10 protein-coding genes and 1 riboswitch are annotated in these 12,075 nt (G+C 72.4%); of the genes, 7 read left to right on the top strand and 3 right to left on the bottom strand.

Annotated features, from left to right (window positions below):
• The first annotated feature begins 8 nt into the window (after positions 1 to 8).
• Positions 9 to 1,013 carry a trehalose-phosphatase gene (gene otsB, locus ACFWWQ_RS11110; RefSeq protein ID WP_384593648.1) on the top strand — a complete coding sequence of 335 codons (1,005 nt, stop codon included), beginning with the start codon at positions 9 to 11 and terminating at the stop codon, positions 1,011 to 1,013.
• 49 nt (positions 1,014 to 1,062) lie between these two features.
• On the opposite strand, the gene ACFWWQ_RS11115 is transcribed toward otsB, so the two are convergent.
• Positions 1,063 to 2,592: a trehalose-6-phosphate synthase gene (locus ACFWWQ_RS11115; protein WP_384593651.1), complete on the bottom strand. Its 1,530-nt coding sequence runs from the start codon at positions 2,590 to 2,592 to the stop codon at positions 1,063 to 1,065.
• Positions 2,593 to 2,721: 129 nt separating this feature from the next.
• Positions 2,722 to 3,687, bottom strand: coding sequence for a glucosyl-3-phosphoglycerate synthase (locus ACFWWQ_RS11120; protein ID WP_384593653.1), 966 nt, complete (start codon positions 3,685 to 3,687; stop codon positions 2,722 to 2,724).
• Positions 3,688 to 3,857: 170 nt separating this feature from the next.
• Positions 3,858 to 4,006, top strand: a riboswitch (SAM riboswitch).
• A gap of 17 nt (positions 4,007 to 4,023) precedes the next feature.
• On the opposite strand from ACFWWQ_RS11120, the gene thrC reads away from it, so the two are divergent.
• From thrC to groL, 4 genes are all read left to right on the top strand, one after another.
• Positions 4,024 to 5,316: a threonine synthase gene (gene thrC / locus ACFWWQ_RS11125; protein WP_384593656.1), complete on the top strand. Its 1,293-nt coding sequence runs from the start codon at positions 4,024 to 4,026 to the stop codon at positions 5,314 to 5,316.
• A gap of 116 nt (positions 5,317 to 5,432) precedes the next feature.
• On the top strand, positions 5,433 to 5,711 hold the full coding sequence (locus ACFWWQ_RS11130; RefSeq protein ID WP_384593659.1) for a MoaD/ThiS family protein: 279 nt from the start codon (positions 5,433 to 5,435) through the stop codon (positions 5,709 to 5,711).
• A 489-nt stretch (positions 5,712 to 6,200) separates the two neighbouring features.
• Positions 6,201 to 6,407, top strand: a complete 207-nt coding sequence (locus ACFWWQ_RS11135) for a cold-shock protein (RefSeq protein ID WP_008743607.1) — start codon at positions 6,201 to 6,203, stop codon at positions 6,405 to 6,407.
• A 383-nt stretch (positions 6,408 to 6,790) separates the two neighbouring features.
• Positions 6,791 to 8,416 carry a chaperonin GroEL gene (groL, locus tag ACFWWQ_RS11140; protein WP_384593662.1) on the top strand — a complete coding sequence of 542 codons (1,626 nt, stop codon included), beginning with the start codon at positions 6,791 to 6,793 and terminating at the stop codon, positions 8,414 to 8,416.
• Positions 8,417 to 8,588: 172 nt separating this feature from the next.
• Here groL and ACFWWQ_RS11145 read toward each other — a convergent pair whose 3' ends face one another.
• A complete protein-coding gene (locus ACFWWQ_RS11145; protein ID WP_384593665.1) occupies positions 8,589 to 10,217 on the bottom strand; it encodes an alpha/beta fold hydrolase in 1,629 nt (542 codons plus the stop codon).
• A gap of 212 nt (positions 10,218 to 10,429) precedes the next feature.
• On the opposite strand from ACFWWQ_RS11145, the gene ACFWWQ_RS11150 reads away from it, so the two are divergent.
• Together ACFWWQ_RS11150 and ACFWWQ_RS11155 are read left to right on the top strand one after the other, a co-directional pair.
• Positions 10,430 to 11,374, top strand: a complete 945-nt coding sequence (locus ACFWWQ_RS11150) for a MerR family transcriptional regulator (RefSeq protein ID WP_384593668.1) — start codon at positions 10,430 to 10,432, stop codon at positions 11,372 to 11,374.
• Positions 11,375 to 11,454: 80 nt separating this feature from the next.
• Positions 11,455 to 12,027, top strand: coding sequence for a hypothetical protein (locus ACFWWQ_RS11155; protein WP_384593671.1), 573 nt, complete (start codon positions 11,455 to 11,457; stop codon positions 12,025 to 12,027).
• Positions 12,028 to 12,075: the final 48 nt, after the last annotated feature.

The raw sequence follows: 12,075 nt of genomic DNA on the forward strand, positions 1-12,075 counted from the left end.
CTCGCCCCATGGGCAGTTCCCCGGACGCCGCACCCTCGCCGGGCCCGGACGCGGGCCCCGGCCTTCCGCCCGGTACGGGCCGCACGCCGGACACGGGCCGCACGCCCGACACCGGCCCGCCACCGCGCCCCGACCTCCCCGTACCGTGTACCGAAGCGGGCCGCAGCGCGTTGGCCGCGCTGTTGGCCGCGCCGGGGGACGCCGCGCTCGCGGTCGACTTCGACGGGACGCTCGCGGAGATCGTCGACGACCCGGAGGCGGCGCGGGCGCACCCCGGGGCCGCCCGGGCGCTGGGGCGGCTGGTGCCCCGGTTGCGCGCCGCCGCCGTGATCACCGGGCGTCCGGCCGCCGTCGCCGTCCACCTGGCCGGAGTCGACGGCGCCCCGGGCCTGGACCGCCTCACCGTCCTCGGCCACTACGGCGCCGAGCGCTGGGAGGCGGCGACGGGCGCCCTGCACGCCGACGGGCCGCCGCCCGCCGTCGCCGCCGCCGAGACCGAACTCCCGGACGTGCTCACCGCGTCCGGCGTCTGGCACGGCCCCTGGACGGCCGCCGCCGTCGAGCGTAAGGGCGGCCGTGCGCTCGCCGTCCACACCCGGCGCGCCCCCGACCCGCAGGGCGCACTCGACGCCCTGCGCGCCCCCCTGACCGCCCTCGCCACCCGCCACGGCCTCCTCGTCGAACCGGGCCGCTACGTCCTGGAGCTCCGCCCGCCCGGCGTCGACAAGGGCGTGGCCCTCACCGCCTGGCTCCGCGAGACCGGCGCCCGTACCGTCCTCTACGCCGGTGACGACCTCGGCGACCTCGCCGCCTTCGACGCCGTCGACCGCCTCCGCAGCGACCCCGACGCGCCTCGCCGCACCGGCCTGCTGGTGTGCAGCGGCAGCACCGAGGTCCCCGAACTCGCCGCCCGCGCCGACCTGGTGGTCGACGGCCCCACCGGCGTCATCGCCCTCCTCGACGCCCTCGCGGACCGGCTGACGGACTGGCGGGCTGACCGGCTGACCGGCTGACGGACTGACGGGCTGACGGGCGCCGAGGACCGGTCTGCGGGGCCCGCCCTCACCCCCGTAGCGCCGTCAACTGCTCCGTGAACCACTGGGCGGGCGGCAGCGCCGTGGCCGCGGCGGCGAGCCGGGCGGAGCGGGCCGCGCGTTCCTCGTCCGGCATCGACAGGGCCGCGTGCAGCGCGTCCGCCGTCGCGTTGATGTCGTACGGGTTGATGCTCCACGCGTCCTCGCCCAGCTCCTCGTGGGCGCCCGCCTCCCGGGAGAGGACCAGCGCGCACCCGGCGTCGGAGACCACTGGGACCTCCTTGGCGACGAGGTTCATGCCGTCCCGGATGGGGTTGACGAGGGCCACATCGGCGAGGCGGTACGCGGCCAGCGAACGCGCGAAATCGTCCTTGACATGCAGTACCACCGGCTGCCAACCAGGCGTGCCGTACGTGGAGTTGATCTCCTCGGCGACGCGCTGCACCTCCGCGGTGTAGTCGCGGTAGACGGCCAGATCCTGGCGGGAGGGGTAGGCGAACGCGAGGTGGACGACGCGCTCGCGCCACTCCGGGCGGTCCGCCAGCAGACGGCGGTAGGCGTGCAGCCCGCGGACGATGTTCTTCGACAGTTCGGTGCGGTCGACCCGGACGATCGTGCGGCGCCGCTCCGGTCCGTCCCCGCCGCCGATCTGCGCGCGCAGCGCCGTCAGCCGTTCGTCGACGTCCGGGTGGTGCGCCCGCTCCCGCAGGAACTCCGCGTCGGCGCCCAGGCCGTGCACCCCGATCCGGGTGGTGTGCGGCGTACGGCCCGGGGGCGCGGTGACCACGTGCGGTGCCTCGCCGTCCGAATGGTGGACTGCGCACCGTGCCTCCAGGGTGGCCGTGCAGCACGCCACGAACGCCGCCGCCCACCGCCGTGTCAGAAAGCCCGCCCGGTCCGCGCCGAGCATGCCCCGGATCAGCCGGTCCCGGATGTCGTCGGGTAGCAGTGCGAAGTACTCCGGCGGCGCCCACGGGGTGTGCGAGAAGTGGCAGATCCGCAGGTCGGGTCGGCGCTCGCGGAGCATTCCGGGGGCCAGCGCCAGGTGGTAGTCCTGGATCAGTACCGCGGCGCCCGGCGCCGCCGCCAGGTCCAGCGCCGCCGCGAACGCCGCGTTGTACGCCTCGTACGCCGCCCACCGCTTCCGGAACTCCGTGTCGAACGAGGGCTCCAGCGGCGTCTGGTAGAGCATGTGGTGGACGAACCAGAGTACCGAATTGGCGATGCCGTTGTAGGCGGCGGCGTGCACCTCCGCCGGGATGTCCAGCATACGGACGCGCTGTCCACCGGTGTCGGCCGTCGGAAGCTCACCGTCCGCGCGCCGCACGGCCTCCCGGTCACCGTCGCCGAGCGCCGCGCAGACCCACACCGCGTCCGTCTCCGGCCCGATCGCCGACAGCCCCGAGACCAGCCCCCCGCCGCCCCGCTTGGCGGTCAGCGCGCCGTCCGCACCGACGGCATACGAGACCGGGCCGCGGTTGGACGCGACGAGCACCTCGGCGCCGCGCCCCGCGGTGGGCGTCCGGGCAGGGGTGGTACCGCTGAGTTCGGAGGCCATGCCGCGACCCTAGCCCGCACCGGATCGGCGCACACGTACGAATGAGGCCAAGGGAGGGACGCTGATGAGGCCAAAGGGGGGACGCCCGCCGGGGCCCGTCGTCCCACCGGGTGAGCCCGCCGGGGCGGCTCAGGCCGCCCGGCTCTCCGCGTACTCCGGGACCTCGGCCATCGGCGGCCGCTCCTCCGTGTCGACCTCGCTGGTCCGGGGGATGAAACCGCTCTCGCCGCGGACGAACTGCGTCAGCCGCGGCCGCACCAAATGCCCGCGTGCCAGCCGGAGTTGGGCGGTGCGGTAGATCGCGGCGGCCATCCGGCCCAGCGCCTGACCGTCCTGGTGGCGGTGCTTGCGGACGCCGACGTCCACCTGGGCGAGCGCATCCAGACCGACCGTGTGCAACGCGTCGACCAGCAGCCCCAGCTCGACGCCGTACCCGACGGGGAACGGCAGCCGCTCCAGCAGCGAGCGGCGGGCCGCGTACTCCCCGCCCAGGGGCTGCACGAACCCGGCCAGCTGCGGCCAGTGGAGGTTGAGCAGCGGACGGGCGACCAGTTCGGTGACCCGGCCGCCCTGGCCGGGGCCGCCCCCGGGCGCGCCGCCGGTCTCCAGCGGCCGGTCGTACATCGCCTTGACGAACTGCACGTCCGGGTCGGTCAGCAGCGGCCCGACGATCCCGGAGACGAACGCCGGCGAGAACTCCCGCAGGTCCGCGTCGACGAAGCAGACGATGTCGCCGCGGGTGACCAGCAGCGACCGCCACAGCACCTCGCCCTTGCCGGGCACCGCCGGCAGCCGCGGCAGGATGCTGTCCCGCGCCACCACCCGCGCCCCGGCGGCCGCCGCGACCTCGGCCGTCCGGTCCGTGGACCCGGAGTCCAGCACCACCAGTTCGTCGACGAGCGGCACCTCCTCGGTCATCAGGGCGGCGCGGATGGCCGCGACGATCGTGCCGACCGTCGCCTCCTCGTCGAGCGCGGGCAGTACGACGCTGACCGTACGGCCGCTGAGCCGTTTGGCCTCCAGCAGCTGCGGCAGCGGTCGGTCGGCAGCGGACCAGGAGCGACGCCCCAGCCAGCGCTCCACCTCTTCCAGCACGTCTTCGACTCCTCGGTGCGCGCCGTCTCGGCGGCGCATGTGATCCATCTCGCGGTTCGGACGGCTCTCTCTCCTGTCAGTGCCGTCGGTTACAGTCTTGAACAACGCGGATGACCGCCGCATGCCGGGGTCACCGCACCACAAACGCCTGGGATTTCCCAGCGCCATACCGCTCATCCAGAGGGGCAGAGGGACACGGCCCGTTGAAGCCCCGGCAACCCTCCAGCCGGTCTCGACCGCATCACGCGGCGCGAGGCTCCCGGCTAGGGAAGGTGCCAAATCCGTCTCGTGGCGAGATGCGCCGCGAGGAAGATGAGGAGAAAGGGCCTCGCCTCCATGGCTGCGCAAGCTGTTGAAGTTACCGAAAACGCTTCCTCCGTCACTCTGGGTCCCGCCGTCGGCCTGTCCTGCCGCGAATGCGGTGAGCGTTTCCCGCTCGGCCCGATCTTCGCCTGCGTGTCCTGTTTCGGGCCGCTGGAGGTGGCGTACGAGCTGCCGGACGGCGACCCGGAGCAGCTGAGGAAGCAGATCGAGGCCGGTCCCCACAACATCTGGCGGTACGCACCGCTGCTGCCCGTCCCCGCGGACGTGGCCGAGAAGCCGAACCTCAACCCCGGCTTCACCAAGCTCGTCAAGGCCGACAACCTCGCCCGTGAGCTGGGCGTCACCGGCGGCCTCTACGTCAAGGACGACTCCGGCAACCCGACGCACTCCTTCAAGGACCGGGTCGTCGCCATCGCCGTCGAGGCGGCGCGCGCCTTCGGCTTCACCACCCTCTCCTGCTCCTCGACCGGCAACCTCGCCGGCGCCGTCGGCGCCGCCGCCCGCCGCGCCGGGCTCCGCTCCTGCGTCTTCATCCCGCACGACCTGGAGGCCGGAAAGGTCGTCATGGCCGCGGTCTACGGCGGCGACCTCGTCGGCATCGAGGGCAACTACGACGACGTCAACCGCTTCTGCTCCGAGCTGATCGGCGACCCGCTCGGCGAGGGCTGGGGCTTCGTCAACGTCAACCTCCGCCCCTACTACGGCGAGGGCTCCAAGACGCTGGCGTACGAGATCTGCGAGCAGCTCGGCTGGGAGCTGCCGGACCAGATCGTCATCCCGGTGGCCTCCGGCTCCCAGCTCACCAAGATCGACAAGGGGCTGAAGGAGCTGATCGCCCTCGGCCTCGTCGAGGAGAAGCCCTACAGGATCTACGGCGCCCAGGCCGAGGGCTGCTCCCCGGTGTCGACGGCGTTCAAGGCCGGGCACGACGTGGTCCGCCCGCAGAAGCCGGACACCATCGCCAAGTCCCTGGCGATCGGCAACCCGGCCGACGGGCCGTATGTCCTCGACATCGCGCGCCGTACGGGCGGCGCGGTGGAGGATGTCAACGACGAGCAGGTCGTGGACGCGATCAAGCTGCTGGCGCGGACGGAGGGCATCTTCGCGGAGACCGCGGGCGGTGTGACCGTCGGCGTCACCAAGAAGCTCCTCGAAGAGGGCCTGCTCGACCCGGCCCTGTCCACCGTCATCCTCAACACCGGCGACGGCCTCAAGACGCTTGACGCCGTCGCTCCGACCACCGGCCCCACGGCCACCATCCGCCCGAGCCTGGACGCGTTCCGCTCGGCCGGGCTGGTCGGCTGATTCCCGGTCGCTCCTCCGGCCGGCAGTCGGCCGACCCGGTCCGTCCGCCGCCGTCCCGCCCGGGGCGCGGCGGCCGGTTCCGCAGACGTATCCGCAGTCGTTGGAAGGCAGAACCCATGAGCGTCAAGGTCCGCATCCCCACCATCCTCCGTACGTACACCGGCGGCGAGTCCGAGGTCACCGCCGAGGGCGGGACGCTGTCCGAGGTCATCACCGACCTGGAGAAGAACCACCAGGGCATCGCCGCCCGGGTGCTGGACGACGCGGGCAAGCTGCGGCGCTTCGTGAACGTCTACGTGAACGACGACGACGTCCGCTTCGAGCAGGGTCTGGAGACGCCGACGCCGGACGGTGCGGGCGTCTCGATCATTCCGGCGGTGGCCGGCGGCTGCTGACGCCCGCACCGGGTCGGGGAGCCGCCACCCGGGTGGCGAATGGTTCTCGCCATTCCTTTCTCTCTCTGACTGATAATCGCCCCGTCTGCATATGCGGACGGGGCGATTCCGCGTTGTGAAACAGTCCTGCAAAACGCGATACCATTTCGCCGATCCCCTTCTTCTGCTCATCGAGCACGGTGTGGCGACCTTCTGAACGCCCCGGGATCACGATGAGTTGTGTGCAAAGTGTGTGCGGCGTTTGCGCTCCAAGTTCCTTATGTCCGGCCCGAGTTGCCCGGGAATATGGCCAGTTCCGCGCATATCGCCACTTCTCGCATCGTCAGAATTCTCGTCCGATTGACCTGTTGCGCTGGGCACCGGTGCGGATACATTCGGCGGCGGTCGACGCGTTCCGGCGCACACTCCACGGGCCATTCGCGGGGTGAGGTCTGACCCGGGTCCGCGGAGTGCGGTCCTGCGCAAGGGCCAGTAATAGGGGAGTTAGGCATGGCTCAGGGCACCGTCAAGTGGTTCAACGCGGAGAAGGGGTACGGCTTCATCGCGGTCGACGGTGGTGCGGATGTTTTCGTCCACTACAGCGCGATTCAGATGGACGGCTACCGCACCCTTGAGGAGGGCCAGCGGGTCGAGTTCGAGATCTCGCAGGGCCAGAAGGGGCCGCAGGCTGACATGGTCAAGTTGGCGGCCGGCTGAGCGCCGACCGACTGCAGCATCCAGGAGACCCGCGCCCCGTTGGGGTGCGGGTCTCCTGCTGCGTTGAGGGGCCGGGCCTGCGGATTCAGGGACGGTCACGGCCGGGATGCCTTGCGCCCGCCCGTCGCCCGACCACCGCCCCTCAACGAGTCCTCCTTCGGAGGGCGCCTTGCACTCAAGGGGGTCGAGTGCTAATCATTGCGTTAGCACTCTCCGGGTGAGAGTGACAGTTTTGGACCGTCGGTGAGGTCCGCAGGCGGGGCGGGAAGGAACCGCTCCAACGGTGGGCCGTCCGTCGCGGGCGCCAGCGCGGTCCGGAGGAAAGAGCCTCCACGCCCCAAAGGCGCGGGAGGTGCCCCTTCGTCCTGGGAGGACCACTTCACATGGCCAAGATCATCGCGTTCGACGAGGAGGCGCGGCGCGGCCTTGAGCGCGGTATGAACCAGCTCGCCGACGCCGTCAAGGTGACCCTCGGCCCCAAGGGTCGCAACGTCGTCCTTGAGAAGAAGTGGGGCGCCCCCACGATCACCAACGATGGTGTGTCCATCGCCAAGGAGATCGAGCTGGAGGACCCGTACGAGAAGATCGGCGCCGAGCTGGTCAAGGAGGTCGCGAAGAAGACGGACGACGTCGCCGGTGACGGCACGACGACCGCGACCGTCCTGGCCCAGGCGCTCGTCAAGGAGGGCCTGCGCAACGTCGCCGCCGGCGCCAACCCGATGGCCCTCAAGCGGGGCATCGAGACCGCCGTCGAGGCCGTCTCCGCCGCCCTGCTGGAGCAGGCCAAGGACGTGGAGACCAAGGAGCAGATCGCTTCGACCGCCTCCATCTCCGCCGCCGACACCCAGATCGGCGAGCTCATCGCCGAGGCCATGGACAAGGTCGGCAAGGAAGGCGTCATCACCGTCGAGGAGTCCCAGACCTTCGGTCTGGAGCTGGAACTCACCGAGGGCATGCGCTTCGACAAGGGCTACATCTCGGCGTACTTCGCCACCGACATGGAGCGTATGGAGGCGTCGCTCGACGACCCGTACATCCTGATCGTCAACTCCAAGATCGGCAACGTGAAGGACCTGCTGCCGCTCCTGGAGAAGGTCATGCAGTCCGGCAAGCCGCTGCTGATCATCGCCGAGGACGTCGAGGGCGAGGCCCTGTCGACCCTGGTCGTCAACAAGATCCGTGGCACCTTCAAGTCCGTCGCCGTCAAGGCCCCGGGCTTCGGTGACCGCCGCAAGGCCATGCTCGGCGACATCGCCATCCTCACCGGTGGCACCGTCATCTCCGAGGAGGTCGGCCTCAAGCTGGAGAACGCCGGTCTCGACCTGCTGGGCCGCGCCCGCAAGGTCGTCATCACCAAGGACGAGACCACCATCGTCGACGGTGCCGGTGACAGCGACCAGGTCCAGGGCCGCGTCAACCAGATCCGCGCCGAGATCGAGAACTCGGACAGCGACTACGACCGCGAGAAGCTGCAGGAGCGCCTGGCGAAGCTCGCCGGCGGTGTTGCGGTCATCAAGGCCGGTGCCGCGACCGAGGTCGAGCTGAAGGAGCGCAAGCACCGCATCGAGGATGCCGTGCGCAACGCGAAGGCGGCCGTCGAAGAGGGCATCGTCGCCGGCGGTGGCGTCGCCCTGCTCCAGGCTTCCAGCGTCTTCGAGAAGCTGGAGCTGGAGGGCGACGAGGCCACCGGTGCCGCCGCTGTGAAGCTGGCCCTGGAGGCCCCGCTGAAGCAGATCTCCGTCAACGGCGGCCTTGAGGGCGGCGTTGTCGTGGAGAAGGTGCGCAACCTGGCCGTCGGCCACGGTCTGAACGCCGCCACCGGCGAGTACGTCGACATGATCGCCGAGGGCATCATCGACCCGGCGAAGGTGACCCGTTCCGCGCTGCAGAACGCCGCCTCCATCGCCGCGCTGTTCCTCACCACCGAGGCCGTCATCGCCGACAAGCCGGAGAAGGCCGGCGCGGCGGGCGCTCCGGGCGGCATGCCCGGCGGTGACATGGACTTCTGATCCCTGCCCCGTTCCGTCGCACGCGGCGGGACGGGCGGATCACCGTCCGCTGGTTCGCCGGGGCGGCACCTTCTTCGGATTCTCCGGAGGGGTGCCGCCCCGGCGGCGTTTCCGGGGCCGGGTGACCTGGGGCGGCCCGCCCGGGGGGCTGACGGAACCACCCTCGCGCCCCCTACGGTGGTGTCAGGTGGCCCAGGACGGTCCGGAGCGCCGATCGGACGGCCGTACGCAGCGCCGCGAGGTCGGCGTCGGAGTGGTGGTCCGCGGTCTCGAAGCCGTGGTGCCCGTCGGGTACGTCGATCACCTCCAGGGTGGTCCCGTGTGCCTCGGCCGCGGTCAGGAACTCCGTGACCGTGGCGGCGAGTTCGGGCAGTTCGCGACCGGCCCGGACCACGACGAGCGGCAGGTCGCCCGCGCCGCGGAGCGCCGCCACCGGCCGGAACCGGTCGCCGCCCAGGCCCCAGTTGGGCAGGGGCGCGAGGATCGGGTAGCTCGCGGCGATGCAGCGCAGCCACGGCGGCGGGGCGCTCAGCCAGTCGGCGGCGAGCAGTCCGCCGCCGGAGAAGAACCACAGCGCGATCCGGTCGCCGTCCACCCACGGGTCGGCGCGGACCCGTGCCACCGCCGCCGCGACGTCCTCCGCCGCGCGCGGGTAGCCGTCGATGTCGTACAGCCGGTGGTCGAAGGTCACGCCGATCGCGCCGTGGGCCGCGGCGAGGCGGGCATACCCGGTGAGCGTCGGCCACTCGCGCGGCGTTGGCCGGATGCCCTCGGGGATCGGCCCGCCGTGGACGACGATCACCGCCGGATGCGGCCCGTCGCCCCCGGGGAGGTACAGATCGATGGTCTCGTTCCGCTCGTGCGGCACCTCTGGTACGTCGAGGAGGAACGGCCGCAGATGCGGCGGCTGGCTGCCCGCGGGGGTGAGGCGGCGGCCCTCGCCCGCCGCCGCGTTCAGCAGGACGTCCGCGAGACCGTCCGGGCAGGAGAGCATCGGCCAGTGTCCGGTGGGCAGTTCGAGGAAGCGCACACCGGGTGCGGCGAGCGGCTGGAACGCCGGATCGCCGAGGCTGACCCGCATCTGGACCAGGTCGATGCTGGCGCCGTTGGCGGTGCAGAGGACGCCGGTGGTGGGGACGTCGGTGGCGGCGCCGGTCAGGTGCAGGGGCTGGCGGAGGGTGTGGAGCGGCTGCGGGACGGCGTCCCGGATCAGGCGCTCCAGGGATGTTCCGGGGATGCCGTCGGTGCTGCCCCAGCGGCGCCAGGCGGCTGCCGAATCCGGGGGCGGGAGCGGTTCGCCGCCGATGGCTCCGCCTGTCGTGGCGGCCCCGGCCCCGCCCGCCACTCCGGCTCCGCCCGCTGCGTCCGCCCCCGCGCGTGCCGCCAGCTCCTCCCGTACCACCTGGTCAGGCACGGTGGCCCACGCCGGGTGCCCGTTCTGGGGCGGGGCCGTGTCCAGGGCGACGAGCCGTGCCACGCGGCCGGGCCGCCGGTCCGTGGCGCCCAGGGCCGGGTGCAGGCCGTAGCCGTGGCCGACGAGGACGATGTCCCGGGTGGCGTCCTCCACGGCATCGATGGCCTGCACCACCTCCCCGATATGCGCCTCCAGGTCCGGCGCACCCCCGCCGCCGCGCGCCCCCTCGGGCCCGACGAGCGTCATGGCGTACGCCCCCGCTCCCGCCGCCCTCAGCCGCTCCGCCGTCTCCTCCCACACCCACCCGCCGGTGAAGGCGCCCGGGATCAGGATGAAGTGGGTCCTGGTGTGCCCGTCGTGGGCCCCGGTCCGCTCCGCATCGTTCATCGTTCGCTCCTCGCTCGTCACGTTCATCAGGGCGCTCTCGTCACGTTCATCAGGGCGTTCACGTAAGGGATCGCCCCGTACGGGGAGGGGGCGCGCCGCACACGACGGTGCGCCCCCCCAAGCCGGGCGGGCGGCGTACGGACCGTCCCCCGACCGGCCCGTCCGCCCCGTGCCCGCCGGTACCGTAGGAACTCCCCCTGAGGGAGGTTCAAGTGAGCGCATCCGACGGCCTGTGGAGCATCGGTGAGCTGGCCGAACGCGGCGGCGTCACGGTCAAGACCGTGCGGTTCTACTCGGACCGGGGCTTGCTGCCGGAGCAGACCCGCAGCGCGGGCGGACATCGCCGGTACGGCCCCGACGCCCTCGACCGGCTGCGGCTGATCCGTTCGCTGCGGGCCCTGGATCTGCCCGTCCCGGAGGTGCGGCGGATCGTTGACGACGAGGCGGGGGCGGGCGGTGCCCTGGAGGACGCCGTCGCCGGGCAGTTGCGGCAGCTCGGGGACCGGATGGCGGCGCTGCGGTGGCGGGAGGCCGGGCTGCGGCTCGTCCAGGAGTGTCCGCCCCGAGAGCGCGCCGATCGGCTGCGGCTCATCGGGGCGGTGACGGCGCCACCCAGTACCGCGTCGCTCGCCCGGTTCTGGCGGGCGTGGCTGCCGCCGCGGATGTCCGGCCGTGCGGTCGCCGCCTTCCTGGAGCAGGCGGTGCCCGCGCCGCCGGACGACCCGACGCCCGCGCAGGTGCTGGCCTTCGCCCGGCTGCACGCCCTGGTGACCCGCCCGTGCGACGGCTCCGCCCGCGTCCAGCCCGCCGCGCACCGCTCCGGCCCCGGTTTCCGCCCGGAGGTCCTCTACGACGGGCTGGGCGAGGCGTACGAGCTGGCGGCGGCGCGGCTGCGGCGGGACCGGGCGCCGCACCCGGGGGAGGAGCTGGACTGCTTCGTCGCCGCGTACGCCGCTTCCGGTGGCGCCCGGGACACTCCCGGTTTCCGCCGTCAGCTCGCCGCCCACCTCGCCGCGGACCCGCGTCTCGACCCGTACTGGGCGCTCACCGCCGAGGTCCTGGGCCCGCGCGACGGCCGTCCCGTGCCGACCCCGGGCACCACGCACGACTGGCTGCTGGCCGCCCTGACCGATGAGGTGGCCGCCCGCGCCGCCTGAGCCCCGGACCGGCCCCGGCGTCCCCAACTGCCTGCACTGTTAGGCCACATGGTGTCGTACCCCTCTGGCAGGATGCCTGTATGTCGAACACGCAGACGATGACGTATGCGCGGGTCGGAGCGGCCCTTGAGGAGGCCGGTGCGGTGGCGCCGGAGAAGGTCCAGCAGGTGCTCGCGGAGTACGCGCATTGGGCGCAGGACTCGCTGCGTCCGTACGAGGTCGCCTGCGCGCTGGAGTCCTTCGGGATCGCGCTGTCGATCCACGCCGACGACATCGATTATCTGGAGCCCGGTTACACGTACCTGTTGGAGCGCGCCGCGGAGCTGATCGGCGGCGCGGTCACCGTCACCAAGGTCCGCCTCGTGGAGGGCGACCGTTCGCCGGACGGCACCTCCCGGGACGACACCCTGGAGTTCGAGCGCAACGGCATCGCGGTCGCCGTCCCCGCCGAGCACTACTCGGACGAGTACTACGACCATCTGGCGGCCACGGAGGCGATCGACGCGCTGAATCCGGGCGGCGACGACCCCCGGACCTTCCGCTACGTCGACTTCCCGCGCGAGAAGCACGGCGTCTACGACACGATCGTCGCCCTCGTCACGCCGCAGCAGGCGACGGCGCTGGAGAAGGCGCTGGGGCTGGTGTTGCGGTGACGCGAGGTCGTTCCCGGGCGTGAAGCTCCGGCGGGGCGGGCGGCGTCG

It is taken from the genome of Streptomyces sp. NPDC059080 (assembly GCF_042739975.1).
In the GTDB taxonomy this organism is placed as follows: domain Bacteria; phylum Actinomycetota; class Actinomycetes; order Streptomycetales; family Streptomycetaceae; genus Streptomyces; species Streptomyces benahoarensis.